Origin of the sequence: Lactobacillus pasteurii DSM 23907 = CRBIP 24.76, from assembly GCF_000297025.1 — a bacterium.
Lineage (GTDB): Bacteria > Bacillota > Bacilli > Lactobacillales > Lactobacillaceae > Lactobacillus > Lactobacillus pasteurii.
This window is the reverse complement of sequence record NZ_CAKD01000024.1, coordinates 1-25,832: the sequence shown is the minus strand read 5'-3', so window position 1 is coordinate 25,832 and position 25,832 is coordinate 1. Positions and strand designations below refer to the sequence as shown.

Here is a 25,832-nt window from a genome sequence, read left to right as displayed (position 1 = left end):
TTTAATATATGGAGGTGATTTTTTGGAAATCAGAGAAATTATCGATCAGATAATTCAAGAGTCAATCGATGCACATGCCAGCGACATCTTTATTTTGCCTAAAGATGACTGCTATCACATCGATATTCGATCAGGAGATAGTTTGTCTAACTTGCGCAAGTTTTCCTTGAGTGAGGGAATGGAGGCAATAAATTATTTTAAGTATATTGCCCAGATGGATATTTCGGAACACCGAAGACCGCAAGTTGGTGCGATGACCTATCTTTATCAAAATGATAGCTACTATCTGCGTTTATCTAGTTTGGGCGATTTTAATGATGCTGAGTCGTTAGTTATCCGGATCATTTATCAGATTGATCACAGTAGCTACTTCTTTCCAAAGCAGTTGACTGAGCTTGCAGAACTGTCATTTAGCCGAGGTTTGATCTTAACTAGTGGACCAACAGGATCAGGCAAGACGACAACCATGTATGAATTAGCCAAAAATGTCGGCAGAGATAGTGTTGTCATGACCATCGAAGATCCAGTTGAAGTGCATGAAGGGAGCTTTTTGCAAACGCAGGTTAACAATGAAGCCGGAATTGATTATTTTTCATTGTTAAAAGCAGCCCTAAGGCACCGTCCTGATATTTTAATTATCGGGGAAATTCGCGATCCTGGAACAGCTAGACTAGCAGTCGATGCTGCTTTAAGTGGTCACTTGGTGCTAGCCACATTGCATGCCAAAAGCACGCTGCAGACAATCTCTAGATTGGAGGGGCTGAATATCAGTCGCTCAGAGCTACTAAATTGTTTGACCGCAGTTAGCTATCAACGGCTTTTGCCAGATTTGGCCGGCAATTTTTCTTGCTTGATGGACATTGCTAGCGGTGACTATCTCAAAGAACAGATTCTCTGCAGTCAGAGGGCAGACTTTGTCAATTGGCAGGAGAACTTGAAACAGCTCAGAGAGGAGGGAAGAATTGATGACCATATCTTTGACCAATTTAAGAAGGGTTAAGCTGAATCAAGAAGAGCAGTTGGTCTTTTTGGACTATTTGCAAAACAGTTTGAAAAATGGCTTTTCGCTAAATAGCAGCATTGAATTGATGATCGTCTTTTGGCCTCAGAAAGCCCAAATGATGAAAAGACTTGATCAGGCAATGAAACAGGGAGCGAGGCTTTCTAGCGAGTTACTACGCCTAGGCTTTTCTAAGACTATTGCAACCCAAATCAATATGGCGATGCAACAAGGAAACCTAGTCGAGTGTTTGGAGCAGGTGACAATTTTAGAAAGACTAAAAAATGAGCAGTTCAAAATGCTAAAGGCAGAGTTATCATATCCGTTTGTTTTAGCAGGGATGATGCTATTTTTGCTAGCTTTTATGCAAAATTTTGTTATGGATAAATTAAACGGAGGCTCAGATAATAGCGGAGATGTCTTGATTATTGGCCTATTTGGTCTCATTGGGGCCTTAGTAGCTATGTTAGTGCATATCCTTAGTTTATTAAAAAGGCAGGATTATAAGTCGATGCTAACTTTGATTAAGTATCCATTGATTGGTGAAGTTATCAAAATCTATGTCAATTATCTGTTGGTGTATGATATCGGCTTGCTTTTATCAAGTGGCTTTTCGCTGCAGAAAATGTGTTCTTACGCTTCTAGCCAAGAGCCTGGATCTTTGCAACAAGCAATTGGCCAAAAAATCAGTCAGCAGCTCAATTCCGGTAAGGCACTGACTGAAGTGATTAAAGATGAGCCATTTTTGCCAGATAATTTGATTTTGCTCCTTAAGACAGGATCACAGAGGCAGACTCTTAGTCAGCAATTTTTAGTACTTGGTAAGGGACTATTTATTGATCTGACTTGTAGAATTGAAAAACTGGTGGTTAACGTTCAACCACTGTGCTTTATCTTGATTGGAATATGCGTAATTGGTGTGTACTTGAAGCTATTATTGCCGATGTACTCGATGATGCAAGGAATTTAACGTGAGGTAAAAAATGAAAAAACTACAAAAGAAATTGTTTAACCGTTTGAAGCAAATGAAGCAAAGCAAGAAAAAAGGCTTTACTTTGATTGAAATGGTGGTTGTGATTGCGATCATTGTAATCTTATTGATTATTGTTGCGCCTAATTTAGCTAAGCAGCGCGAAACAGCTGAAAACAAGAGCAAGGTTGCACTTAAGCAAACTGTTGAAACTCAAGTCGAATTGTATCGAGTAGAGCACAATGAAACGCCAAAGGGCTTGTCGGAATTGGTTAATGAAGGGATGCTCACTAAGGATCAAGTTGAGAAGTTTGGCAAATATGGCTATGAATATCAGGACTCTGGAAAGATAGTCGATAAGAATGGAAAATCGTAGGCCTTATCTAGCAGCTTTTTCGTTGGTGGAGACGATTATTGTCTTGCTGATAGTAGTGATGTTGACAACGATTGGAACGCTGAATTTGCAGAAATATCAACAGCAGCTAGTTTTTGAAAGTGCGGTTAGAGAAGTTAAGGTTACGATGGCTCAGGCGGCTAAATATAGCTTGCTTCAGGAAGAAGGCAGCTCAGTTGTATATTATCCAGCTTCTAGGAAAATAACATTTACTGGTGGCTATGATAAACAGCTATTTTTACCAGATTCAGTTAAACTACTGACAAGAGGTGGGGTTAAAATCTCTAAAAATGGCAATACTCCGCCAACCTCTATTTCATTGCAAGCTGAAAACGGAAAAAGTATAAAACTCAATTTTCAAATGACGTGGGGGCGGGTAATCGATGCAAAAGGTTAAAGGCTTTTTACTGCTTGAAGCAATCGTAGCACTTTTGATTACAGTGATTGGCGTTTCGATTTTTTCTATGACAATTGTTAACTTCAAGAAAAACGAACTTAAAATGGAAAAACGAGAGGATCAAGCTCTAGCTAAACACATGCTAAAAGAAAATAAAGATCTAGATCGGGTGATAATTCATGACAGAGAATACACCCGTTAAAGCTAAAGGCTTCTTGCTTGGAGAAGCAATGCTAGCGATCTTAATTACTACAGTTGTTATAATTACTTTGCAAATGCTTCTGCAGAGCTTGCGTGATGCTCATAGGCAATCTGTTCATCAGACAGATGTTGCTTATGCATATACGCAATTTTACCGTTTTATTCATGATGATGATGTCGAGAAGGTTGTGGCTAATCTTCAAGGTTCAAGCTTTAAAATAGCTTCTTTTAAAATTAAAAAAGCTACAGACGAAAAGATTTATTACATTGAACAATATGGCAATATGATCAGAGTTAGAGGCTCAAAAGGTGGGCATATGCCATTGTTGCTTAATATTAAGGGTACTAGTACAAGTTTTTCAACCAATAAAGATAGAATTCGAATCATATTGACAGAAAAAGATGGTCGCGTATCCTACTTATACTTCAAGCTAGACCAAGAAGATGACAAAGATAAGGACAAAGAAAAAGATCATGACAAAGAAGACAAAAAAGGTAAAAGCCAGCGCCCTACTTAGTAGCATACTGGTTTTAACTACTTGCTTATTGTTTTTGCAATTTTATAGCGAACTTTACCTAGACAGTATGAAAAGTAGTCAATTGATTATCGAATTTTTGGAATCCAATTGACTTTACTTGCACCTATTTTTCCCTTTATTTAAAATGTAAAGGAATAGAAAGTAGGTAGTTTATGGAAAATCTTGAAAATTTATTCAATCAATTCGTTCAAAGCGTAGTCACATTGCAGGAAGCCTTAAATGTTTCCTTCGGTGAAGCGTTGACTGAAACTTTTGATAATTTGGAAAATGACCGAATTAAGGTTGAAATGGGAGCACCAGACCAAGAGACGGTTGCTAAGCTTGGTCAACTTTATCAAGAACTCGATTATGACAATCTCAGCCCCAAAATTAAATCACAATTATTTACTTTTCTTACTTTAAAGGCTGTTAATGAAGATGGTCGAGACTTTAATCAAATGCCAACTCCACCAATTATTGCAACAGTGCTTGCTTTGTTTATTCAAAAGCTATTGCCAAATCAAAAGTTGAAAATTGTTGATCCAGCTATTGGTTCAGGCAATTTATTATATACCGTGGCAAAGCAATTGAAAGCTGAGAACCACTCTAAGGACAACTTTGAGCTTTATGGGATAGATAATGATGAGGAGATGTTGGATCTAGCTGATATTGCAGCCCACTTGAATAAATTGCCAATTGAGCTATATCACCAAGACGCTTTGCTTCCTTGGATGATTAAGGATCCAGATTTAATTGTCAGCGACTTGCCAGTAGGTTATTACCCAATTGACGAAAATGCCGAAAACTTCGCGACAAAGAGCGATAAAGGCCATTCATTTGCACATTTATTGTACATTGAACAAATTATCAAAAACTTGAAAGAATCTGGCTACGCAATGTTAGTTGTACCTAAGTCAATTTTATCTGGAAAAACAGGAGCAGATTTCATGCCTTGGCTTTCCAATAAAGTATATTTGAAGGCAATTATAGATTTGCCAGATAAAATGTTTCAAAATAATTCAAATCAAAAAACAATTTTAATTTTCCAAAATCATGGTGAAAGCGCTTATTCTAGTAGGGTTTTGCTCACAAAGTTGGACTCTCTCAAGCAAGAAGAGGCATTGTTTAAGCTTAATGTTAAGCTAAATGAGTGGTATACTGAAACTAATGATTAGTTTGTGAATTACTATTGGTGATTTTGGAGGTTTTTTCATGAAGAAAGTTTTAGCAATTAACTCAGGAAGTTCAACTTTTAAATATAAATTGTTCTCTTTAGAAGATGAATCAGTTTTGGCAGAAGGTATTGCTGATCGTGTTGGATTAGCTGATTCTACATTTGAGATCAAGTTACCTGATGGTACAAAACATTTTGAAGAAGTTGCAGTTCCAGATCAAGAAGTTGCAGTTAAGCTTTTGCTTGATAGTTTAAAGAAGTACCACGTTGTTGAAGATTTCGCAGAAATAGCTGGTGTTGGTCACAGAATTGTGGCTGGTGGAGAATACTTTAAGGATTCTGCCTTAATTGATGAAGAACAATTAAAGAAGATCTACGACTTGAAGGAATATGCTCCATTGCATAACCCAGCAGAAGGTCGTGGTATTGAAGCGTTCATGAAGTTACTTCCAGGTGTACCACAAGTTGGTGTATTTGATACATCATTCCACCAAACTCTGGATCCTGTTCATTACTTGTACTCATTGCCATATGAATACTACGACAAGTATAAGGTTCGTAAGTACGGCGCTCATGGTACTTCAGTTCGTTATGTTGCTAACCGTACTGCAGAATTGTTGGACAAAGACGTTAAGGATTTGAAGTTGATCGTTTTGCACCTAGGTTCAGGTGCTTCAATCACAGCAGTAAAAGATGGCAAGTCATTTGATACTTCGATGGGCTTTTCACCACTTGCTGGTATTACAATGGCAACTAGATCTGGTGATGTTGATGCTTCAGCCTTGCAATTTATTATGGAAAAAGAACACTACTCAATGGATGAAATGATTGAAATCTTGAACAAGAAGTCTGGTTTGCTAGGTATATCTGGCGTTTCACCAGACATGAGAGACTTGATCAAGAGTGACAAGCCAACTGCTGATCTTGCTAGAAAGATTTTTATCAGTCGAGTAATTTCTTATGTAGGTAGCTACATTGCAGAAATGCACGGTGTTGATGCAATTACCTTTACTGCTGGTATTGGTGAACATGACTCAGGTATTCGTGAAGGCGTGATGAAGGACTTAGAATTCATGGGCTTAGTAGGAGACTACGAAGCTAACAAAACTAATGGCGAAAAGATAATTTCTAAGCCAGAATCAAAGATTCAAGCCTTGATTGTGCCAACTGATGAAGAATTAATGATTGAACGCGACGTAGTTAGATTGGCTAAGTTAGACAAGTAAGTCTCTTAGTCGCATTTTGATGCGGATTATGTTAAAATAGTAGAGTCTCAAGGGGATGTTTTGGGATTCGACAGGCGTAGATCCGCATTGACTGCGATTCGTAGGTTACGTCTACGTAAAAACGTTACTTAAAATTTAACTGCAAAAAACAGTAATTCTTACGCATTAGCTGCTTAATTAGCGCATGTGTTGCTTATAATTAGCTTACTCGTGGCCAGTTATAAGTATCAACATTAGCGAGTTACGTTTAACTACCTCACCTGAATAGTTAAAAAGAGTCTAACAGGTTAGCTAGTTCATTCTAGCCCTGTTATATGGCGTTTTGGACTAGTGAAGCTCAAATAATATAACTATGATTGTAGAGGTCAGTGACGGGATGCGTTTGGACAGGGGTTCAATTCCCCTCATCTCCATCACAGGGTAAATGTCTTAATATCAATACGTTATAAACGTTGATATTAAGGCATTTTTTTATTTTCCTCGTTTTAAAATTTTCCCAAATTTGCCCTTTTAGGCTTCATATTTTGCCTTCAACAATTTAAAAATAACTTTTAGTTATAGATAATCGATAGCAATAACTATTAGACTATCTACATCAAAGAATTAAAATAAATAGTAACGTGAGGTGATTATTGTGCAAATTACAAACAAATATTTTACTGGGGAAAGAATTTTATACGGTTTAAAAGATGCAAAACTTGAGGGAGTTACTTTTGGCAAAGGGGAGTCGCCACTTAAAGAAGCTCGCAATTTAGAAATCAAGGACTCTTTTTTTACTTGGAAATATCCTCTTTGGTACGACCAACATATTAAAGTCGACAATACTACGTTTGAAACTATGGCTAGAAGTGGCATTTGGTATACTGATGATATTAAAATCAGTAGTTCAGCCCTGCAAGCGCCTAAATTGTTCCGCCGTTGCAGCCAAATTGACTTAGAGCATGTTCATTTTGCCAATGCTGAAGAGACTATGTGGTCCTGCAAGCAAATTAGGATAACAGATTCGACTATCAATGGAGATTACTTTGGCAAGGATAGTCAAGACATTTTCCTAGATCATGTGTCAGTGATTGGCAACTATGTTTTTGATGGAGCAAAAAATATTGAGGTCCATAATTCGACCTTTATTTCTAAGGATGCCTTCTGGAATTGCGAAAATGTCAAAATCTATGACTCAGTTATCGATGGCGAATACCTGGCTTGGAATACCAAGAATATTACTTTGATCAATTGTCAAATTACTAGCAGTCAAGGATTGAACTATATCGACAATTTGACTATCAAGCATAGTAAAATTTTAAATTCTGAGTTGCTATTTGAATATTGTAGTAGGATTGACATAGAAGTAGATAATGCTCTAGTTAGTGTGAAAAATCCAATTTCAGGTAGAATTGTTGCTCCTGAAATTGGAACGCTAATTTTGGATCAGACGAAAGTTGATCCAGATAAGACGCAAGTTATCTGCAATAACATTTTGAAGAGAATGGATAGTTCAGATTTAAATCAAACTCCTAAGGTGAAAGAATATGAAATATGATTTTGAAACAATAGTCGATCGGCGCAACACTAATTCAATTAAATGGGATGTTGAAGCAAGTGAGTTGCCAATGTGGATAGCAGACATGGATTTCAAAGTTTGCCCAGAGATCATTCAAGCTATGAAGGAAAAATTGGCTCTGCAAGCTTTTGGCTATGAAGAAGCTGATCGAGAATATTTCGATGCAGTTATCCAGTGGTATGAGCAAGTGCATAATGCCCATCTAGAAGCGGACTGGATGATTTTTGCGACAGGAGTTATCCCTGCTTTATCATCAATTGTGCGAAGAGTTTCGCATGTAGCTGATAACGTTTTGGTTCAAGCACCTGTTTACAACATTTTCTATAATTCAATCGAAAATGCTGGCCGTCATGTCATTTCTAGCGATTTGCACTATGATGGCCACAGCTATTCAATTGATTGGAATGATTTAGAAGAAAAGTTGTCCTTGCCACTGACTACAATGATGATTTTGTGCAATCCGCATAATCCTGTTGGCAAGGTCTGGACAAAAGATGAGCTTGAAAAAATCAGCGCTCTTTGCGAAAAGCATCATGTAATTTTGGTATCTGATGAAATTCATGGTGACTTAATTCGCCATGGGGTCGACTACACGCCAGCTTTTGCGCTAAAGCATCATAAGCAGACAATTTCTTTAGTATCGCCAAGCAAAACTTTCAACGTTGCCGCTTTGCATGCTGCTACGGTGATTATTCCTGATAAGAATTTGCGTCAATCCGTTAGCCGCGGACTTAATAGCGATGAGTTAGCTGAACCTAACTTGTTGGCAATTCCTGGAACAATTGCCGCTTACACTCAGGGCAAGACTTGGAGAGATGAGTTGATAGAACAGCTGAATATCAATTTTGATTACGCTAGTTCATTTATTGCTGATGAATTGCCGATCTTAAAAGTTGTCCCTGGCACAGCTACTTATCTGATGTGGATTGATATTAGTAAGTTAAATACCGATTCGGCTACTTTGGCAGAATTTTTGCGTAAAGAAACCGGCTTGATAGTTTCAGCTGGAGAGGTTTATCGTGGCAATGGACCTGAATTTATTCGTATCAATTTAGCTTGTCCACTATCTTTGGTTAAAGATGGGATGAACCGTTTAGCAAAAGGTGTAAATAAATTTGTTAACAAATAAAAAAGGGGTTTCATTTGATCACTAAAAAAGTATATAGTTTAAATGAGGTGATTTTAATGGAACCAATTTTTTTAAAGCCATATTTTAGACCCAAAATTTGGGGTGGTAGAAAATTAAATACAATTTTTAATTATGATATACCTGGAGGTAAGGTAGGCGAAGCTTGGATTATTTCAGGCTATAAAGACGATGCATCTGTAGTGACAAATGGCGAATTTGCCGGCTTGTCATTAAGAGACTTGTATCATCAACAGCCAGAATTGTTTGGCAATCCTAAGGCCAAGGAATTTCCACTTTTGGTGAAGTTCTTGGATGCCAATGATAACTTGTCAGTTCAAGTGCATCCAGATGACGACTATGCTGCTAAGGTTGAACATGATTCAGGCAAGACTGAAAGCTGGTATGTTTTACAAGCTGATCCGGGTGCTTACTTGATCTATGGTCACAACGCTCATAGCCGCGAAGAATTAGCTAAGATGATTGAAGAAGGAGATTGGGATAAGTTATTGCGCAAAGTTCCAATCAAGGAAGGTGACTTCTTCTACGTTCCAGCAGGAACAATCCATGCCTTGACCAAGGGTAGTTTAGTTATTGAAACTCAGCAATCAAGTGACGTTACTTATCGTTTATATGATTATGACCGCGTTGATTCAAAGACCGGCCAAAAGCGTGAACTTCATACGCAAAAGTCAATCGATGTAACGACAGTTCCGCATGTTGATCCAAAGTTGAATGTTCAAATTCACCGCGATCAAGATGCACAAATCAAAACCTTGGTTGAGCCACCTGTATCGCCACATTTTTATCTATGGCAAATTGATCTAGATGGACAATGGGATAGTAGTTTAAATGGACATCCTTATCTTTTGGTTTCGGTAATCAAGGGGGAAGGAAAGTTGAAGTCTGAAGGCCAAGAATGGGATCTTAAGTTAGGCAGCAATTTGATTATTCCAAATGAGATGAAGAATTTTACTTTCACTGGTAAAATGAGATTAGTTATTTCTGCACCTGGTGAAGAATAATTAATTTATTTTAGAGAGAAGTGGAATTTAGTGATCTTCGTTGCTTGCGGTGGATTGTTAATGGTAGTGGGTTTGCTATGGCTGATTTCTCCAGCCAAAACCCCTAATAGAATATATGGATATTTATCTTATCTAGCTCAAGTCAATCAAGATAGTTTTAAGTTTGCTCAGAAGTGGGCATCGTATTACAACATATTGTTTGGCGGGATTCAGTTTGTTTTAGGATTAATAATTCATTTTTTGAACTGGGATCGCTACTTCTTAGTTTGGCTGTTGACGTTCTATCTTTTTATTATTTTTCCCATAATTGCAACCGAAAAGAAACTCAAGGTATTTTTGGAAAAGCGTGGCAATTTGCCACCCGACTATGTTGAACCGGATAAAGTAAAGAAAACTAGAACAAAGGGATTTAGGGATAAATAATGACACTAAAGATTTTAATGGTAGAAGATGACACTTCTGTTGCTGAAATGATGGGGATGTTTTTCAGAAAAGAAAATTGGGAACAAGATATTGCCACTGATGGTGAGCAAGCTGTTGAAATTTTTAGACAAAACCCAACCAAATATGACATCATTACTTTAGACTTGAATTTACCCAAAAAAGATGGGATTCAGGTTGCCAAAGAAATTAGACAAATAACGCCAACTGTTCCAATTATCATGTTAACGGCGCGCGGTAGTGAATCTGATCAGGTTTTAGGATTAGAAGTAGGTGCTGATGACTATGTATCAAAGCCATTTAGTCCGATTGCCTTGATTGCGCGGATTAAAGCACTCCACCGTCGCGTTATGATGGAGGAGAGCAGCTTTAAGACTGATCAAGAAAGTCAAAATGAAGATTATGATGTCGTAACAGCACATATTAAGATTTCTAAATCAAGAAGAGAAGTCTTATTCGATGGTCATAATGTTAATACATTGACACCAAAGGAATTTGAATTGTTATATACAATGAGTCAAAAGCCGAAGCAAGTTTTTTCTAGAGAACAATTGCTTGAACTTATTTGGGGTTATGAGTATTATGGTGAAGAAAGAACCGTAGATGCTCACATCAAAAAATTGCGCCAAAAACTTGAAAAAGTTGGGCCACAAGTTATTCAGACTGTTTGGGGTGTTGGATATAAATTTGATGATTCACAAGTAGGAAAATAATGAAACTAATATATCAACATCTTTTAGGGCTATTTTTAATTATTGTTTCAACGGTATCAATCATCGGCTATGCCGAACTGGATTATGCCCGCAATCAAGCTTACATGCAGAATTTCCATCGAATGGAAGGCTATGCTCAATCGCTAGGGTCACTAGCAGCTAGCAATTCTCAAGATGGGACAGCACTGCTAAACAATCAATTTTTGAATCAATTGCAATATGTTTTGCGAGACGATGAAGTTCATATTCAAATTTTTGATGCAAACTCAGTTCAGATTTATCCCAATACCAATGGTGAGAAAATTAAACTCGCACCATCAGTATTCAAAATTCTGAAAAAAGGCAAGGAAATTAGAATTAAGAACAACAATACAGAGACTTCCTATATTGGTACAACCAAAAATGCTTATACAGGTGTACTCTTTCCTTGGTTCCATGGCAAAAAGCTAGTTGGCGTTGTTTGGATTGGTTCGACTGTTAGAAATGTTGAAAAGCCAATTCAAATGGCCAAGAAGAACTTGATCAATGCCTTGTTAGTCAGCTTGATTGTTGGGGTTATTTTGAGTTTGATTTTGGCATATTACTCAACAACCAAGATCAAAAAATTGTCACGAGCTACGCAAAAGGTTGCTCGAGGCGATTTTGATGTTCAGATTGATCACAAGAATCATGATGAAATTGATCAATTAGCCAGCAACTTCAACTATATGGTTCAAAAGCTTAAGCAATCAAGCGAAGAGATCAAGGCGCAGGAAAAACGCCGCGATAAGTTTATGGCTGACGTTGCACATGAAATGCGTACTCCACTGACTACAATTAATGGAATCTTAGAGGGATTGCAATATGATGCAATTCCTGAAGATTCTAAGCCTAAGTCGATTGAGTTGATGAATAAAGAGACTAAGAGACTTATTCGCTTAGTTAATGAAAATCTGGATTACGAGCGAATTCGTAGCAATAGCGTAAAATTGATCAAGACTAAGTTTGATGCTAGAGATCTATTGATCAATGTTAAAGATCAAATGCAACAAAATGCCAGCAAGGCCAATGATCAGTTGAAGCTAGAGATTCCTAAGAGCATTTTCGTTTATGCTGATCCAGATCGCTTCACGCAAATGATGGTAAATTTGATCCAAAATGCGATTCAATTCACCCATGATGGCGAAATTACCATTCGAGCTAAACGAGTATCTCACGGTGCTAAGTTCCAAGTTGAGGATACTGGAATTGGAATGACTGAGGAAGAGTCAAAGTACATTTTTGAACGCTTCTTCAAGGCCGATCCATCAAGAACCAAATCTGGTACAGGTGAATCAGGTTTAGGGTTAGCAATTGTATCTTCACTTGTTACGCAGCATGGCGGCGAAATTTATGTTGATTCGATTCCGCAGAAGGGATCTACTTTTACAATTATCCTTTATGATGAAGGACACGAAAAAAAGACTAAATAAAACATAAAAAGAGGACCTGGCCGATTTGGGCCAGATCCCTTTTTATGTTAATTACTTACTACTGCTTTTATCAGTAGATGACTTGGTATTTAATTTATTTTCTAAAACAGATGACGGAATCTGAGTTATTTCATCTTGGTGATTAATTAATTCAGGTGCATCCGTCTTGTACAAATTAGTAGTAGTTCGGTTGTGATTATGGCTATATAAGGAGCTTGAAGCCTTGCCTAATTGCTTGCGCAGTTCAACCATTTGTTGGTAGTTTGACATGTAATCATACTGAGTTGGATCAACAGGGATGAATCCTGCCGGAGTGTAGAAGCGAAGCAAATTATGATTATTGAGCAAATCAGAGTACTTCAAAGATAGTTGGGCTAATTTAGTTAGTTGAGCTATCTCGACTTTTTCTTCTTGAGTATAATTGACGATTTGTCGACCATTTTCACGGTTATAGACAGTTCCTTTAATGCCCTTATTACCAACGATTACGTATTTTTGGCTGACAATAGTTCCATTTCTAAAGACGACCCATTTTTTATATTTTGGCGATAATAAGTCATTGCCGAATTGAACATAGTTCTTATTGTGAATGCCAAGTAGGTGCAAAAGGGTAGGCAAGACATCGATTTCGCCAGCAACTTCCTGCTTGATGCCACCCTTTAAATTGGCTGAGTGGATCATAAATGGAACGCGCTGCATTTGGATATTGTTGTAGTTGTCCCAAGTATCAGCTCGTTCGCCAATAACGGGTGCTAAAGCCTGGTATTCGGAATTGCTTAAGCCGTAGTGGTCACCATAGATCACTATCATACTGTTTTTATATAGGCCAGATTTCTTTAGATAAGTGAAGAATTCTTTGATAGCTTGATCGAGATAATGGGCGGTTTGGAAATAATTATTGATGGTCTGATCGCTAGTATTGGTCGTCTTAAAACTTGGATCAAGATCTTCTTTATCCATGTCAAATGGAATATGGTTGGTAACCGTGATGTATTTTGCATAAAATGGCTGCTGCATTTGCTCCAAATATTTAATACTTTCTGAAAATAGCAGCTTATCTTTTAGGCCATAGCCAATTGCATCTTTATTCTGATTAGAGAAGTAATTCTTATCAAAGAAATAGTTGTAGCCCATATTCTTGTAGACTTCATTTCGATTCCAAAAAGTACCAACATTGCCGTGAAAGACTGCTGATGTGTAGCCATCCTGTTTTAGAATTTGCGGAGCCGCTTGGAAGGTATTTTCAGATCCCAAAGAAGTGAATAAAGAACCGTCAAAAATACCATAAGTACTGGTTTCTAACATGTTTTCTGCATCACTAGTTCGACCTAAACCAACTTGATGATAGAAGTTAGAAAGGGCTAGAGTGTGTTTGTTCTTATAGATTGAATTCAAAAATGGGGTAACTTCTTTGCCGTTAACCTTTAGATTGATCAAGAATTGTTGAAAACTTTCCAGGTGGATAATGATCACATTTTTGTTCTTTTCAATGCCAAAGTAGCGAGGATTAGCTGGAGCGTGATTTTCTTTGACGTAGGTCAATATCTTGTTTAAGTCAGAAGAATTGGCGTTGCGACTAACTTCAACTGTCTGCGCACTCTTGATGCCATCGTAGACGGTATAGGTGTTAAGCCCGAGATATTTGACCACGTAAGATCGATCAAAAGTATTTCTCAATAGCCGCGGACGGGATGATTCTGTCAAAAACATATTTAATCCTAGCAAAAATGCCCCAATCGAAGTTACGGCAAAAGAGTTAGAGATTCCGTAAGATTTTTGATCGATTTTGATTTTTTTAGCCAGCAGTAAAGCTACTATGACAATTAGATCCAGCCAAATGAATAAATCTGTTGGATGAAGCAAGGCAACGGAACTTTTTCCAAGGCCTGGCGCTACCTTGCTTACATTAGTCATAGTCTTAATCGTCAAAAAATCAGAAAATTGGCGATAATAGAGTACATTAGCAAATAACAAGGCAGTATTGGCAAAATCTAGCACAAGGGTAACAATATAAGAAACCACAGGCTTAGGGAAATAATAGCCAATGCTTAATAAAATGATGGATGCTCCAAATGGACTGGTCCACATGATGATGTGCTGATATGGATCGCTAAGTCCAAGATTGAAGTCAAAATAAGCCACCATCAAATATTTGAGCCAATATAGCAAAACTAAAAGGGTGAAAAAGCCCGGTCTAGTTTGGATAAAGGCAATTAGTTTTTGTCTTTTCAAGATTGTTTTTCTCCTTTGATAAGATAATTTTAAAGGTTATGATCAAGTAAAACAATTAAATTTGGAGAGTTAGCAATTTCTTATAAATTTGTAGCATACAAAATGGGTATAATAGTAATTATCATGTAGTAAAGGAAACTGCTTCAATGCTATTTTTAGGTCCAATTTACACCATCCTCGCTAGGAAATATGCCACCAGTATTAACCACTTCGCCTTGATCAAGCTGGGGATGTTAGCTTTAGACAAGACAATATTTTATTTTTTGATTTTTGCAGTTATTAGGCTGATTTGGCTGTTATGCATTAGACATCGTAGAACGGTAAAATCCGAAGCCAGCGTATGGCTATGGACATTTTATTTGATCTTTCTCTTTATGTTTACGACTTTTAGAAAATCATACTTCCCTTGGCAGCTAACTTTTTATTGGGATCGGCCACTGAGCGATATTAATCTGATTTTCTTCAAGGAAACTTGGAAAATGATCTATGCTCAAAGCAGCGTCGATTTTATTTACAATTTGTTTGGCAATATCTTATGCTTTATTCCGCTGGGAATATTGACGCCGATAGTTTTTTCAAAGCAGCAGACTTTATTGAGAGTCGTTTTGGCAGGGATGTTAATCTCAATCACGATTGAAGCCTTTCAATTTGTTTTGCTAACAGGGGTCACAGATATAGATGATGTTTTCTTCAATACCTGTGGGATGTTGCTGGGATATTTTATTTTTTGGATTTTTACAAGAAAGAAGCAAAGAAGCTAAACAAATTACAGTTTCTTTGTTTTTTTATTTATGTGCACTAGAATTTATCAGGTAAGATTGCTAAAATAGTCTTGTGAAATTAATAATTTTTATCTAGTTAGGAAGCAGATATATGAGTTTAATTAATTTTGATAGTAGTAAATTAGACGCATTTGTTCACGAAAATGAATTAAGCGAAATGCAAGCTATGGTTAACGCTGCTAACGCCGAATTGCAAGATGGCACTGGTGCAGGTAGCGATTTCCGTGGTTGGTTGAATTTGCCAGTTGATTACGACAAAGAAGAATTTGCAAGAATTAAGGCAGCTGCCAAGAAGATTCAAAGCGATTCAGAAGTTTTGATTTGTATTGGTATTGGTGGTTCGTACCTTGGTGCACAAGCAGCTATTGAATTCTTAAACAGCAACTTCTACGGCAAGGAAAAGACTGACATGCCATTTGTTGTTTTCTGTGGTAACTCACTTTCAGGTTCATACTTGTACGACTTGATCGAATGGGTAGGCGACCGCGACTTCAGTATCAACGTTATTTCTAAGTCAGGTACTACTACTGAACCATCAGTAGCATTCCGTATCTTCAAGGACAAGTTGATCAAGAAGTACGGTAAGGAAGAAGCTGCTAAGAGAATTTACGCAACTACTGACCGTCAAAAGGGTGCTTTGAAGACTGAAGCTGATGCTGAAGGTTACGAAGAATTCGTTGTTCCTGATGATGTTGGTGGTCGTTTCAGCGTTCTTTCAGCTGTTGGTTTGTTGCCAATCGCTGCTTCAGGTGCAGATATCGACGCTTTGATGAAGGGTGCTGCTGACGCTCGCGCAGATTACCAAGACACTGACTTGTCTAAGCAATCACCATTCCAATACGCTGCTTTGAGAAATATCTTATACCGTAAGGGTTACACTACTGAAATTGTTGAAAACTACGAACCAAGCCTTAGAATGTTTAGCGAATGGTGCAAGCAATTGATGGGTGAATCAGAAGGTAAGGACCAAAAGGGTATCTACCCATCAAGTGCAAACTTCACTACTGACTTGCACTCATTGGGTCAATACATCCAAGAAGGTTTGCGTAACTTGTTCGAAACAGTTATCCGCGTTGAAAACCCACGTCACGATGTAACTATCCCAGGTGATGAAAAGAACTTGGATCAATTGAACTTTTTGGAAGGCAAGAGCTTGAACTACGTAAACGACCGTGCATACGAAGGTGTAGTTTTGGCCCACACTGATGGTGGCGTACCAGTTATGACTGTTAACATTCCAGATCAAACTGAACACACTTTGGGTTACATGATTTACTTCTTCGAATTAGCAATTGCTATTTCAGGCTACCTTAACGGTATTAACCCATTCAACCAACCAGGTGTTGAAGCATACAAGCGTAACATGTTTGGTCTTTTGAACAAGCCAGGTTACGAAGACTTACACGATGACTTAGTAAGTCGTTTATAATAAAACAAATCATACTCAGTATAAGGAATGACTCTTATACATCCTAATATAGTTAGCAATAACTAAAGAAAGAGTAGAAACGGCATTTTTACCGCTTCTACTTTTTTATTTCAAAATAAATGGAGGAATTTGATGCAAAAAGAAAATGCAAAACATACTCTGGCAATAATTTCTGCTTCGATGATGTCATTTGTTGGAATCTTGACGGAAACTAGCTTGAATGTAACTTATCCAGCTTTGATGAAACAATTCAAGATAGATCTAAATACCGTGCAATGGACGACCACTGGCTATTTATTGACTATTGCGATAGTAATGGTTACGTCATCATTTTTGAATCGAAGAATTGAGACAAGAAAGCTATTCATAATTTCTGCTTTGGGATTTCTGATTGGATCGTTGATTAGTGCATTTGCCCCAAGCTTTAGCCTAGTTCTTTTAGGTAGAATTCTATCGGCAACTGGTGCAGGTATTTCGACGCCATTGATGTTTAACTTGATTGTAGAGATTATGCCTCAGAATAAGTGGGGAAGCTACATGGGGATTGCAGGTTTGGTAATTGCACTAGCGCCAACTTTAGGACCAACCTTTGGTGGTTTTGTTAGTTATTATCTTAACTGGAGATCTATTTTTCTGATTGCATCGCTTTTTGCAATAATTGTTTTGGTCTGCGGCCTGTTAGTTCTGGAAAATTACCGACCAGCAGAAAAAGTAAGATTCGATTGGCTCGGATTTGTTGTTTTGAGTCTAGCATTCATTACCTTAACTTTAGCGGCAAATCAAATTAGCAATGGATTTGAAGACTGGCAATTGTGGCTTTTTGTTATTATTTCCATCGCTTCTTTCATTACTTTTGTCAAATACGAAGCAAAAATTGACTCTCCTTTGATTAATTTGAGTGTTTTTTCAAATAAAGCTTTTAACTATGGACTGATGGCCTACTTCTTGTTGCAGTTTATCAACATCGGGATTAGTTTTGTTTTGCCTAACTATATTCAAATTGTCGACAAGCAAACTTCACTAGTTAGTGGACTAGCATTATTGCCTGGAAGCATTGCATCAGCTCTTTTAAATCCAGTCTTTGGTATGTTATATGACAGGTTTGGCGGCAAGTTGCCACTGTTTGGCGGTGCTACATTGATGCTGATAGGGACAGCATGTTTTTCAGTACTTGGTTCAAAATTAACTGTTGTGATAATTGTCATCTATTATACTTTTGTGTCATTTGGGCATAAGATGGCTTTCAGCAATACCATGGCAGAAATGCTGAAAAGACAAAGCAATTCGCTCAAATCAGATGCAACTGCTGTTGGCCAAACAGCCCAGCAATTAGCAGGATCATTAGGTACTGCAATTTTGGCAGCGATTATCAGTATCCATCAAGCAGGTGCTAATAATTACCAACTTGCAACGGCTAAGGGAAGTCAAATGGCTTTCATAATGACAGCTATTTTGGTTGTGATCATAATTTTCTGCTACTTCAAATTGTTTAATTACAAGAAAGAAAAAAATCATACTAAATAGTAGTTTGGAAAAATTTTTTGCTTATTTATAAAAATAACGAAAACTGATAAATAAAGCTTGATTCAATTCTTGACATCGTGTCAATAAATAACTTCAGGAAAACGCTTTCACGATTAATAAAAAGCGTTATAATAGCTTTAGATAAAGAAGCGGGGGTATTTTATTATGATGGTAGATAATTTGTTCTTGAAGTTCTTGTGGGTAGTAATTTATAGCTTTACTGCCTACTATACTTTTACTGGACAGATGATGTTAGCGATGTACTGGATGGCAGGTGGCATGTTCTTGCAATCTGTTATTGACTTGGTAGTAAGCTTAATTTCATCAGGATCAAAAAAATCTATGGAAAATCGGATGTAAGGTAGATTATAATAGTCATTGGATGAATGAATGTGAGAAAAAAGACGATTGAACACCAATCGTCTTTTTACCATTTATAGGAGTTTTCTTTAAGAAATGATTGAATGATTTTTTCGCGCATTGTTAGGAAAATTGTATTGATACCTGTAGGATGTACTCGGTTAGTCAATAAAATTAAACCAGATTGGCGATGTCGGTCTAGAATAATTAAAGTTCCAGTAAAGCCAGTATGTAGAATGATTGGATAGTGCAGATTAGGATCGAATCTTAAATCCCATCCCCAAGAGCGTGGCTTGAGATCTTGGCCTAGCTTGTTATCAAACAATAGACTAACGGTTTCTTGGCTAAAGGGGAGAATATCTTTGTCTAGGCCTAAAAATCCGCGGCTGACTTTGATGAGATCTTCAAGTGTTGAAAACAGACCAGCTGAACCGCAGTCGCTACCTAATTGTCTGGCCTTTGGATCATGGGCTAGGCCTTGTAAGACTTGATCATTTAATAAGGCAGTTGGAATGCATTTTTCTGGTTGGGGATGAAAAGTAGTATTAGCCAAGTTCATTGGCTTGATAACTTCTCGCATCGCTACATCTTGTACAGGCTGACCAAATATTTTTTTGATAACTAGTCCTAGCAGAATAAAATTCGTATCTGCATAGCGCATTTTGTGCTCGAACTCATCAGTAACTGGAAGATGCACGATTGCATCGATTAGCTCATCGTGATTTAATTCGTTTCTGTGAGGAATCCAGCCACGAATACCACTGGAGTGGGTGAGAAGGTGGGATAGACGAATAGGCGTATTGGCAAAACTAGGAATAAAGTCTGAAAGCTTTTCGGTGAAATTGAGTTTTCCTTGATCATAGAGCTTCAATAAGACATTTTCAGTTGCAATTACCTTGGTCAAGCTGGCTAAATCATATTGTGCAAAAGGACTTAGTTGAGTGATTTCAGGATAGATGCTGGCAAAGCCGACAGTTGAAGAGAAAATTTGGTCGCCATGAATGAAAGCGTAGTTCACACCAGGTACTACTCTTTCAGTAACCAGAGAGTCTATTAGATGTTGTGTCTCAAGATAATCAATCATATTTTCCAATCCTTTCAATGATACTCATTATAGTCGAAAACACTTGACAAGGCTATGAAATACTATCATAATAATTAATGTTGAATTTGCCCGTTGGTCAAATGGTTAAGACGCTACCCTCTCAAGGTGGAATTGCGAGTTCGATTCTCGTACGGGTGATTTATTGGGATATAGCCAAATTGGTAAGGCACAGGATTCTGGTTCCTGGATGTTTGGGTTCGAGCCCCAATATCCCAATTATAGTAATTTGCCGTAATGTGGGATAGCTTAAAAGCCCGACATTACGGCATTTTTGTTTTTTGCGATTACGTGGAATTAGCTGAAAATTTGTTTTTAGGGGTCCAAATTCGGGGACCAAATTTTTAAATTTGTTAGTTATCAATAATTTTATAAAATTGGTATACTGTATTATTTATTATAGCCTTAAAGCGCCTTAAAATGGTTAGATAAAGCATTTTACTTTACTTAGTACATTTTATTGTACTACCTTAAAGCATCCCTAACAGGGGTGCTTTTTTGCGTCCTGTATAATGTTAGCAGGGGGGAATAATTATCATGACAGTAAACGAAAAGAATACTATTTCAAATGTAAAATCATTTTTAACGGGGGACTTTTGGCATTATATCCAATTAGGCGGAATACGTCCGACAACGCTTAAAAGCGCTAATTTTGATGCAATAGCTACCAATACAAGCAATGTAAACGGGTTAGAAGAAAACGTAATAAACACGCTCGATAAGGCAGACAGAGCCCAATATATAGCAATTACAATTCTTTTAGCCTTGTACGATTGTTCCGACTTTGAATATCAGAAAAGAAAGACTATTTTATATAGTTTGTACATTCAGCAATTGACGCAGGAACAAACAGCAATTAAATTAAGCTTTTCAAATTACAAGCTAAGACAACAATTAAATCAGGGATGCATTGAATTTGCTGAACGTTTGAATTACTGGCGGATTAAACGGAATGTGTCAGAGTTACCAGACCTTTTAGAAGAAAATTAGCATATATCTTTACATTTTCTTTTTTAGGGTGTCCAATTTGTCCGGATAAAGCAAGTATTTTCTTTTTAATGTGTCCAATTTGTCCGGATAAAGCAAACATTTTCTTTTTTAGGGTGTCCAATTTGTCCGGATAAAGCAAGTATTTTCTTTTTAATGTGTCCAATTTGTCCGGATAAAGCAAACATTTTCTTTTTTAATGTGTTCAATTTGTAAGCACATAACTATTACAAGCTTTAAAAAACGCCTGTATTATAGCATTTTCGCCTATATTCGATTTTCTTCGATTGGTTTTTTAACTTGAAGTAAAACAAAAAGGGCTTTTAGCCCTCATATCCCTAATATTATTGCATCCCATGAACTGTATTTCGTGTGGGTAGTGAATTATAATTCCTAGTCGCTTTAAATAAAGCTTGATATAAAGCCATTTGTATTAGTTGATAGGGTTAACCAGTGCCCGACCCTCCAACAATAAATTACAGCCATGATGCGAAAAAACGCTTTTTATTTTTGCCCGACCGTTTATATCTCTGTATTTATTATTATCATAATAAATACTTTTGGTGGGGACAGTTAAACGCTCAAATATTTGACCCTACTTAAAAAACATTTCTATTCCTTGATAAATGATTCAATCTCTTTTACTATCTCTGTTTTGTTTGCATTGAATACCTTTAAAGCTAGTTCGGAATAATTGGCATCATATCCTTGATACTTTTCTAAATATTCCTTGTATTTTTTCTTTGTGTTCTTAGATAGCACGCTTATTAGTTCGGGATGCTCCGACAATCCTATAAATGCTATTTTCGCAGTACCTTTTAAATTATTGCTAGCATATTTAGGACGCTTGAAACATGTTAACATTCTTTTTACTTCATGGTCTAAATCCCTGTTTTTGGTGGTTAATTCTAGCCGTTCCCAACTGTAATAGCTTTTTGGTATGTCCTCCGCTTTATTGTTCGTGCGTTCTCTCAATTTGTTGTAATACCTGTATTGTCTATTAGATTTAGACGACCCGCAATAAATAGTTTCAACCTTACCACTGGTATTAGTTATTGTTGTTGTCTTCGTGCCTGTCTTATAAAATCTATAATGCATCCCTGCATCATTGAAATTAATGAAGTCAAATGCTAAATCGATTCTAGTAATTTTAGGCTTTATGAAGTAGGAGACAGCTTTTAAAATCTTTTCTTTATCTGATTTAGTGATATGATTAGACGTTCTTAGACTCCAAGTGTCTCTATACTCATTAGGTTGTATGCGTGCTTTTACATTTATATCGACTTTGTTAGTAATATGATTGATTTTCTTTTCTTGCAACTCTAAATTAAATACCTCTCTATTTACTGACTTAGCAATAACCCAACCAATAGAAGTTAATTCCTGTTTTGCTGAGCTTTTTAAAAATAGCCCTGTTATTGTGATCCAATCAATGGAAATATAGCAAATTTCTTCAAGGCTTTTTTGGTGGGGGTCAAATTTTGACCCTTTAACTGGGTTGTTACTATTCCAGCTGGAAATAATAAACTTGTTTTTTTCCATTTTTTGAACTATCCTATACTTGAATACTTTTAATAAACTTGCACATGTTCGTAAACAAATAAGCATCCCTTTTAGGGATGCTTTTCTATTGCTTAGAACTTACTTCATGACTTTTAAGCCATTCTAAAATGCTTTGTTTGCCGTAAAGTTTGCGCCCGTCAATAATTGCAACTGGCATCCCTAATGATACCCAATTTGTAACAGTTGATTCAGCAACGCCCAAAAACTTTGCTACCTCTTTTCTAGTTAGATAAGGTTTATTGTTTTCAATACCGCTTTTAATAGCATCTTTTACAATTGTTAGAACGTACTTTTTTAATTCTGTTTCTTCGTTTTTGTCTAGTTGAAATAGCATTATTTAAGCTCCTTCAATCCTTCATGTTTTATATAGCGTTTAACAGCTATGTTTGCCATTCTATAAAAACTTGTTCCGTCCTCTGATTCGACAAATGAATTATCTATCTCATACCATGAATAAAACTTATGTAAATCTAAATCATGAACAAAGAGACAAAACACCTCCGTTAAATCCAAGAATAGGGATGCATCACACTTCAAAATATAAGAGTTTAAAGGCTTTGAAACGCTTTTCTTAATTTTTAAATTGCTTGTATAATGCACATTTCCGTACTTATCGAAAATAATAAATTCCTTTTCTGTCTTTTCTACCATTGTTAAAAGTCCTTTTTTCTGATAGCCATTTTAAGGTGTGTGGGCTATAATCGTAACTGTAAAAAATTTATAAATATTATTGTTTAAAGCTCGTTACATTAGCCGTGTAACGGGCTTTTTTAGTGCTTGTAGCAATTCAATTGCTTTTATCAGGTGGCTTTTTTGTCGTTCCACACGTTAAAAGTTTAATTCCATATTCGGAATATTTAAGAGCGGTCTCCGTTTTGTTTCTCTCACGGTTTGCCCGTTGGTAACGATTAAAGAACTCCGCAAACTCTACAATATTAGCCGGCTTATAAATACCACTGTAATTAGGTTCTTGACTTGAACAAATAGCAATATTTTTGCGCCTTATTTGTTGAATTAGCGCAGTTATGCGCCTATATTCAACGCCTATTGTTTTTGCTAATTGCTTAGTATTTACAGCGTTCTTTTTTCCCGTAGGGATGATTTTATAAAGCGCCTTTTCTGATTTAGTGAGCTTTGTTATTTCATCCCTAAAACTGATAGGGGTAGGAGCTAGAAAATCAAATTCCATTTGAATTTTTTCTTTTTGTTCCTTGTGTTCTGCCTTCATTTATTTCACCTCGCTTACTGTAATTGGTGTGTATTGGTCAATAATCCAATTAGTAATTTTATTAACCGTTGTCGGGTTAAAGTTAGCATTATCAGTTACAAGCGCCTTTTTAGCAGTATAGACATTAACGCCTAGTTCTTTTGCTAATTCGGTTATAGTTAAATTCTTTTCACCTCGTAAACGTCTTAATGCAATTGCTTGTTTATTGCTAAGTTTCATTTTTTACACCTCCGTTAGATGTTTTTTACATTATAGAACACATTTTCAGCAAAAACAACAGCAAAGGTGTAACTTTTTGCTAGAAACTATGATACGATATTTTTAATAAAGGTGGTGAAAACATGAATAGAATAAAAGAAGCTAGAAAAGCAAAAAAAATAAGCCAAAAAAAGCTCGCTGAGTTAATAGGGACAACTCAACAAGCTATAAGCTTATATGAGAACGACAAACGGGAACCAAATGAAAATTCTTATTCCAAATTATCTAAAATACTTGATTCTAGTATAGATTATTTAAAAGGTAACACATACAGCAAAAAAGAATTACTAACTGTGTTTAATAATTCCTACTTGGATAAGAATTCAATGCTAAGACCTAAAATCATTTATTATTTAGACTTTATCAATGCAATTAAACCAGAACAATTATTTACAGCTGAGCAATTAGAAGAATTAACAGACAGCGTAAAAGATTACTGGCTTAAATATTTTGGTTTTATCTTTGATGCTAATTATAAAAAGGCTTTCGGGGTCGAACACCCTGAAAATTTTACAATTGATTTTGATACTATTAGCCGTTATAAGCTTACATTTGAATTCATGATTAAGATTAGTAAGGAAATTGAAAAAAATAGTAATGCATCCCTAATTAATATGCGATTTAACACAGAAGTTAAACCAGATATTAAGCAATGTTTGAATGTAGCAGATTTAATTACAACTTATGGAACTAAGAAGCAGGTTTTGGAGTTCAATAATAAGTTAGTTGATACCATTAATAGCTTTTCTAAATCACTTGAAGGGCTACCAGATAACCCAAATATTGACGCTGAAAAGGTTGAAAAGTATTTAGATTAGTAATGCATCCCTCATAGTAAAAAGTTTTTTCTAGCCATTTTAAGGTGTGTGGGCTATTAGAAGGGCTTTTAATTATGAAAGATGAAACAAAAATAGTTCCTTATAAGACAGGTAAAGGAAAACAACGTTTTATGTTTCGTCTTTACGTTGGTAAAGATGATAAGACGGGGGAGTCTATTAGAATTAAAAAAACTGGCTTTTTGACAGAGCAAGAAGCGCTTGAAAGTTTATTAGCCTTAAAATTGCAAGTGGTAAAGGGTGAATATGAACCAGTAAGAAGCAAAAATATGCAATTCAAAGACCTTTACGCAATGTGGCTTAAAAACTATAAGAACACGGTAAAAGAGAGCACATACGTAACAACTGTTAGATATTTCAACGATCACATTTTAAAACAGCTGGGCAATGTGTTTCTTGATAAGTTAACCGTTTTAAAGTGTCAACAAGCAGTTAATGAATGGTTTATTGAAGCTCCTAGAACTTATAAGCGTTTTTTGCGGTATGCATCCAATGTGCTAAATTATGGAATAGATATAGAAGTAATCGAAAAAAATCCAATGAGTAAAGTTGTTAGACCTAAAACGCCTAAAAACATAAATTCTTTTCATGACTTTTACTCAAAGGATGAATTAAAGAAGTTTCTAGAATGTGCTAAGAGCTATAATTTTAAATACTTTGTATTTTTTAGGCTTTTGGCATTTTCTGGGATGCGAAAAGGTGAGTGCCTAGCCCTCAAATGGTCAGATATTAGTTTTAAAAGTAATACTATCAATATTACTAAGTCGGTTACTACTGGCGAAAAGAACCGACTTTACTTATCAGACGGTAAAACAGCAAGCAGTATTAGACTAATAGACATGGACACGCAGACAATGAACTACTTGAAAGAGTGGCGGACTATTCAGCAAAAACAAATGTTACAGCTGGGATATAATTTTTTAAGCAAGAATAATTTTATTTTTGCTAATACTAACAATGGTATTACACAAGTTTCAAAGCCCGACCAATGGAACCGTGCAATATGTAAGGCTTACAATCTTAGAAGAATTAAAATACACGGGTTCAGGCATACGCACGCTTCATTACTTTTTGAAGCTGGTAGGACAATAAAAGAAGTTAGCGAACGGCTAGGACACGCAGACACCGCAACAACTTTAAATATTTATACCCACGTTACAAAAGACAAAAAGGGTGAAACAGCTGAAAAGTTTGCTGAATATGTGGGTTTTTAGGGTCAAGGGGTCCAAATTCGGGGACCAAATTTTTAATTTAACTCTTTAAACCTTGATATAACAACGATTTAAGGGGGCTTGGTATGATTCCCAATATCCCAATTATAGTAATTTGCCGTAATG

28 protein-coding genes, 2 tRNA genes and 1 other RNA gene are annotated in these 25,832 nt (G+C 36.4%); 24 read left to right on the top strand and 7 right to left on the bottom strand.

Annotated features, from left to right (window positions below; translation table 11 throughout):
• The first annotated feature begins 22 nt into the window (after window positions 1-22).
• From comGA to BN53_RS07800, 15 genes are all read left to right on the top strand, one after another.
• The gene (gene comGA / locus BN53_RS07865; protein WP_009560424.1) at window positions 23-1,000 is read left to right on the top strand and encodes a competence type IV pilus ATPase ComGA; all 978 of its coding nucleotides are present in this window, start codon (window positions 23-25) and stop codon (window positions 998-1,000) included.
• A complete protein-coding gene (locus tag BN53_RS07860; RefSeq protein ID WP_009560423.1) occupies window positions 966-1,970 on the top strand; it encodes a type II secretion system F family protein in 1,005 nt (334 codons plus the stop codon). The genes comGA and BN53_RS07860 overlap by 35 nt, the downstream gene beginning before the upstream one ends.
• A 13-nt stretch (window positions 1,971-1,983) precedes the next feature.
• Window positions 1,984-2,346: a competence type IV pilus major pilin ComGC gene (gene comGC, locus BN53_RS07855; RefSeq protein WP_009560422.1), complete on the top strand. Its 363-nt coding sequence runs from the start codon at window positions 1,984-1,986 to the stop codon at window positions 2,344-2,346.
• Window positions 2,333-2,761, top strand: a complete 429-nt coding sequence (locus BN53_RS07850; RefSeq protein WP_009560421.1) for a prepilin-type cleavage/methylation protein — start codon at window positions 2,333-2,335, stop codon at window positions 2,759-2,761. The genes comGC and BN53_RS07850 overlap by 14 nt, the downstream gene beginning before the upstream one ends.
• On the top strand, window positions 2,748-2,963 hold the full coding sequence (locus tag BN53_RS07845) for a hypothetical protein (protein WP_009560420.1): 216 nt from the start codon (window positions 2,748-2,750) through the stop codon (window positions 2,961-2,963). Before BN53_RS07850 ends, BN53_RS07845 begins: the two co-directional genes overlap by 14 nt.
• Window positions 2,941-3,480 carry a ComGF family competence protein gene (locus tag BN53_RS09300; RefSeq protein WP_009560419.1) on the top strand — a complete coding sequence of 180 codons (540 nt, stop codon included), beginning with the start codon at window positions 2,941-2,943 and terminating at the stop codon, window positions 3,478-3,480. The genes BN53_RS07845 and BN53_RS09300 overlap by 23 nt, the downstream gene beginning before the upstream one ends.
• A 173-nt stretch (window positions 3,481-3,653) precedes the next feature.
• On the top strand, window positions 3,654-4,655 hold the full coding sequence (locus BN53_RS07835) for a class I SAM-dependent methyltransferase (RefSeq protein ID WP_009560418.1): 1,002 nt from the start codon (window positions 3,654-3,656) through the stop codon (window positions 4,653-4,655).
• Window positions 4,656-4,692: 37 nt separating this feature from the next.
• Window positions 4,693-5,880, top strand: coding sequence for an acetate/propionate family kinase (locus tag BN53_RS07830; RefSeq protein ID WP_009560417.1), 1,188 nt, complete (start codon window positions 4,693-4,695; stop codon window positions 5,878-5,880).
• A gap of 51 nt (window positions 5,881-5,931) precedes the next feature.
• Window positions 5,932-6,296, top strand: a transfer-messenger RNA (tmRNA) gene (gene ssrA, locus BN53_RS09510).
• A gap of 218 nt (window positions 6,297-6,514) precedes the next feature.
• Window positions 6,515-7,417, top strand: a complete 903-nt coding sequence (locus tag BN53_RS07825) for a DUF3737 family protein (RefSeq protein ID WP_009560416.1) — start codon at window positions 6,515-6,517, stop codon at window positions 7,415-7,417.
• Window positions 7,407-8,567, top strand: a complete 1,161-nt coding sequence (locus tag BN53_RS07820; protein ID WP_009560415.1) for a MalY/PatB family protein — start codon at window positions 7,407-7,409, stop codon at window positions 8,565-8,567. The genes BN53_RS07825 and BN53_RS07820 overlap by 11 nt, the downstream gene beginning before the upstream one ends.
• 56 nt (window positions 8,568-8,623) lie before the next feature.
• Entirely contained in the window at window positions 8,624-9,589 is a 966-nt protein-coding gene (gene manA / locus BN53_RS07815; protein WP_009560414.1) for a mannose-6-phosphate isomerase, class I, read from the top strand.
• A 30-nt stretch (window positions 9,590-9,619) separates the two neighbouring features.
• A complete protein-coding gene (locus tag BN53_RS07810; protein ID WP_009560413.1) occupies window positions 9,620-10,012 on the top strand; it encodes an SdpI family protein in 393 nt (130 codons plus the stop codon).
• Entirely contained in the window at window positions 10,012-10,743 is a 732-nt protein-coding gene (locus tag BN53_RS07805) for a response regulator transcription factor (RefSeq protein WP_009560412.1), read from the top strand. The genes BN53_RS07810 and BN53_RS07805 overlap by 1 nt, the downstream gene beginning before the upstream one ends.
• Complete coding sequence (locus BN53_RS07800) at window positions 10,743-12,194, top strand: sensor histidine kinase (RefSeq protein ID WP_009560411.1); 1,452 nt, start codon at window positions 10,743-10,745, stop codon at window positions 12,192-12,194. Before BN53_RS07805 ends, BN53_RS07800 begins: the two co-directional genes overlap by 1 nt.
• A 51-nt stretch (window positions 12,195-12,245) precedes the next feature.
• Here BN53_RS07800 and BN53_RS07795 read toward each other — a convergent pair whose 3' ends face one another.
• A complete protein-coding gene (locus BN53_RS07795; protein WP_009560410.1) occupies window positions 12,246-14,426 on the bottom strand; it encodes an LTA synthase family protein in 2,181 nt (726 codons plus the stop codon).
• A gap of 146 nt (window positions 14,427-14,572) precedes the next feature.
• Between BN53_RS07795 and BN53_RS07790 the strand changes: the two genes are divergently transcribed.
• The 4 genes from BN53_RS07790 (at window position 14,573) to BN53_RS07775 (ending at window position 18,521) form a co-directional block, all read left to right on the top strand.
• On the top strand, window positions 14,573-15,187 hold the full coding sequence (locus tag BN53_RS07790; protein ID WP_009560409.1) for a VanZ family protein: 615 nt from the start codon (window positions 14,573-14,575) through the stop codon (window positions 15,185-15,187).
• A gap of 112 nt (window positions 15,188-15,299) precedes the next feature.
• Entirely contained in the window at window positions 15,300-16,637 is a 1,338-nt protein-coding gene (locus BN53_RS07785; protein ID WP_009560408.1) for a glucose-6-phosphate isomerase, read from the top strand.
• Window positions 16,638-16,769: 132 nt separating this feature from the next.
• A complete protein-coding gene (locus tag BN53_RS07780) occupies window positions 16,770-18,161 on the top strand; it encodes a DHA2 family efflux MFS transporter permease subunit (protein ID WP_009560407.1) in 1,392 nt (463 codons plus the stop codon).
• 165 nt (window positions 18,162-18,326) lie between these two features.
• The gene (locus tag BN53_RS07775) at window positions 18,327-18,521 is read left to right on the top strand and encodes a hypothetical protein (protein WP_009560406.1); all 195 of its coding nucleotides are present in this window, start codon (window positions 18,327-18,329) and stop codon (window positions 18,519-18,521) included.
• A 67-nt stretch (window positions 18,522-18,588) separates the two neighbouring features.
• Here the strand turns inward: BN53_RS07775 and BN53_RS07770 are convergent, their stop codons facing one another.
• Window positions 18,589-19,605 carry a serine hydrolase domain-containing protein gene (locus BN53_RS07770; RefSeq protein ID WP_009560405.1) on the bottom strand — a complete coding sequence of 339 codons (1,017 nt, stop codon included), beginning with the start codon at window positions 19,603-19,605 and terminating at the stop codon, window positions 18,589-18,591.
• Between the two features lie 87 nt (window positions 19,606-19,692).
• On the opposite strand from BN53_RS07770, the gene BN53_RS07765 reads away from it, so the two are divergent.
• The 3 genes from BN53_RS07765 (at window position 19,693) to BN53_RS07755 (ending at window position 20,613) form a co-directional block, all read left to right on the top strand.
• Window positions 19,693-19,764 (top strand) — tRNA-Glu (locus tag BN53_RS07765).
• Window positions 19,765-19,769: 5 nt separating this feature from the next.
• Window positions 19,770-19,842: transfer RNA gene (locus BN53_RS07760), tRNA-Gln, on the top strand.
• A gap of 318 nt (window positions 19,843-20,160) precedes the next feature.
• The gene (locus BN53_RS07755) at window positions 20,161-20,613 is read left to right on the top strand and encodes a hypothetical protein (protein ID WP_009560027.1); all 453 of its coding nucleotides are present in this window, start codon (window positions 20,161-20,163) and stop codon (window positions 20,611-20,613) included.
• A 609-nt stretch (window positions 20,614-21,222) separates the two neighbouring features.
• Here BN53_RS07755 and BN53_RS07750 read toward each other — a convergent pair.
• From BN53_RS07750 to BN53_RS07730, 5 genes are all read right to left on the bottom strand, one after another.
• Window positions 21,223-22,152 carry a replication initiation protein gene (locus BN53_RS07750; protein ID WP_009560026.1) on the bottom strand — a complete coding sequence of 310 codons (930 nt, stop codon included), beginning with the start codon at window positions 22,150-22,152 and terminating at the stop codon, window positions 21,223-21,225.
• Between the two features lie 85 nt (window positions 22,153-22,237).
• Window positions 22,238-22,507, bottom strand: coding sequence for a helix-turn-helix transcriptional regulator (locus BN53_RS07745; RefSeq protein ID WP_009560025.1), 270 nt, complete (start codon window positions 22,505-22,507; stop codon window positions 22,238-22,240).
• Window positions 22,507-22,824, bottom strand: a complete 318-nt coding sequence (locus BN53_RS07740) for a hypothetical protein (protein ID WP_009560024.1) — start codon at window positions 22,822-22,824, stop codon at window positions 22,507-22,509. The genes BN53_RS07745 and BN53_RS07740 overlap by 1 nt, the downstream gene beginning before the upstream one ends.
• Before the next feature lie 136 nt (window positions 22,825-22,960).
• On the bottom strand, window positions 22,961-23,401 hold the full coding sequence (locus BN53_RS07735; protein ID WP_009560023.1) for a hypothetical protein: 441 nt from the start codon (window positions 23,399-23,401) through the stop codon (window positions 22,961-22,963).
• Window positions 23,402-23,620 carry a GntR family transcriptional regulator gene (locus tag BN53_RS07730; RefSeq protein WP_009560022.1) on the bottom strand — a complete coding sequence of 73 codons (219 nt, stop codon included), beginning with the start codon at window positions 23,618-23,620 and terminating at the stop codon, window positions 23,402-23,404.
• 122 nt (window positions 23,621-23,742) lie between these two features.
• Between BN53_RS07730 and BN53_RS09295 the strand changes: the two genes are divergently transcribed.
• A complete protein-coding gene (locus BN53_RS09295; RefSeq protein ID WP_009560021.1) occupies window positions 23,743-24,477 on the top strand; it encodes a helix-turn-helix domain-containing protein in 735 nt (244 codons plus the stop codon).
• 74 nt (window positions 24,478-24,551) lie between these two features.
• Complete coding sequence (locus tag BN53_RS07720; RefSeq protein ID WP_009560020.1) at window positions 24,552-25,709, top strand: tyrosine-type recombinase/integrase; 1,158 nt, start codon at window positions 24,552-24,554, stop codon at window positions 25,707-25,709.
• Window positions 25,710-25,832 lie beyond the last annotated feature (123 nt).

What these genes read in the sequence shown, in the direction of transcription:
- BN53_RS07785 (WP_009560408.1), top strand. Translation starts at nt 15,300, where the DNA reads ATGAGTTTAATTAATTTTGATAGTAGTAAATTAGACGCATTTGTTCAC.
- BN53_RS07750 (WP_009560026.1), bottom strand. Translation starts at nt 22,152, where the DNA reads ATGGAAAAAAACAAGTTTATTATTTCCAGCTGGAATAGTAACAACCCA.
- BN53_RS07800 (WP_009560411.1), top strand. Translation starts at nt 10,743, where the DNA reads ATGAAACTAATATATCAACATCTTTTAGGGCTATTTTTAATTATTGTT.
- BN53_RS07775 (WP_009560406.1), top strand. Translation starts at nt 18,327, where the DNA reads ATGATGGTAGATAATTTGTTCTTGAAGTTCTTGTGGGTAGTAATTTAT.
- BN53_RS07770 (WP_009560405.1), bottom strand. Translation starts at nt 19,605, where the DNA reads ATGATTGATTATCTTGAGACACAACATCTAATAGACTCTCTGGTTACT.
- BN53_RS07720 (WP_009560020.1), top strand. Translation starts at nt 24,552, where the DNA reads ATGAAAGATGAAACAAAAATAGTTCCTTATAAGACAGGTAAAGGAAAA.
- BN53_RS07790 (WP_009560409.1), top strand. Translation starts at nt 14,573, where the DNA reads ATGCTATTTTTAGGTCCAATTTACACCATCCTCGCTAGGAAATATGCC.
- BN53_RS07755 (WP_009560027.1), top strand. Translation starts at nt 20,161, where the DNA reads ATGACAGTAAACGAAAAGAATACTATTTCAAATGTAAAATCATTTTTA.
- BN53_RS07860 (WP_009560423.1), top strand. Translation starts at nt 966, where the DNA reads ATGACCATATCTTTGACCAATTTAAGAAGGGTTAAGCTGAATCAAGAA.
- BN53_RS09300 (WP_009560419.1), top strand. Translation starts at nt 2,941, where the DNA reads ATGACAGAGAATACACCCGTTAAAGCTAAAGGCTTCTTGCTTGGAGAA.
- BN53_RS07850 (WP_009560421.1), top strand. Translation starts at nt 2,333, where the DNA reads ATGGAAAATCGTAGGCCTTATCTAGCAGCTTTTTCGTTGGTGGAGACG.
- comGC (WP_009560422.1), top strand. Translation starts at nt 1,984, where the DNA reads ATGAAAAAACTACAAAAGAAATTGTTTAACCGTTTGAAGCAAATGAAG.
- BN53_RS07835 (WP_009560418.1), top strand. Translation starts at nt 3,654, where the DNA reads ATGGAAAATCTTGAAAATTTATTCAATCAATTCGTTCAAAGCGTAGTC.
- BN53_RS09295 (WP_009560021.1), top strand. Translation starts at nt 23,743, where the DNA reads ATGAATAGAATAAAAGAAGCTAGAAAAGCAAAAAAAATAAGCCAAAAA.
- BN53_RS07745 (WP_009560025.1), bottom strand. Translation starts at nt 22,507, where the DNA reads ATGCTATTTCAACTAGACAAAAACGAAGAAACAGAATTAAAAAAGTAC.
- BN53_RS07730 (WP_009560022.1), bottom strand. Translation starts at nt 23,620, where the DNA reads ATGAAACTTAGCAATAAACAAGCAATTGCATTAAGACGTTTACGAGGT.
- BN53_RS07805 (WP_009560412.1), top strand. Translation starts at nt 10,012, where the DNA reads ATGACACTAAAGATTTTAATGGTAGAAGATGACACTTCTGTTGCTGAA.
- BN53_RS07735 (WP_009560023.1), bottom strand. Translation starts at nt 23,401, where the DNA reads ATGAAGGCAGAACACAAGGAACAAAAAGAAAAAATTCAAATGGAATTT.
- BN53_RS07780 (WP_009560407.1), top strand. Translation starts at nt 16,770, where the DNA reads ATGCAAAAAGAAAATGCAAAACATACTCTGGCAATAATTTCTGCTTCG.
- BN53_RS07820 (WP_009560415.1), top strand. Translation starts at nt 7,407, where the DNA reads ATGAAATATGATTTTGAAACAATAGTCGATCGGCGCAACACTAATTCA.
- BN53_RS07830 (WP_009560417.1), top strand. Translation starts at nt 4,693, where the DNA reads ATGAAGAAAGTTTTAGCAATTAACTCAGGAAGTTCAACTTTTAAATAT.
- BN53_RS07740 (WP_009560024.1), bottom strand. Translation starts at nt 22,824, where the DNA reads ATGGTAGAAAAGACAGAAAAGGAATTTATTATTTTCGATAAGTACGGA.
- BN53_RS07845 (WP_009560420.1), top strand. Translation starts at nt 2,748, where the DNA reads ATGCAAAAGGTTAAAGGCTTTTTACTGCTTGAAGCAATCGTAGCACTT.
- manA (WP_009560414.1), top strand. Translation starts at nt 8,624, where the DNA reads ATGGAACCAATTTTTTTAAAGCCATATTTTAGACCCAAAATTTGGGGT.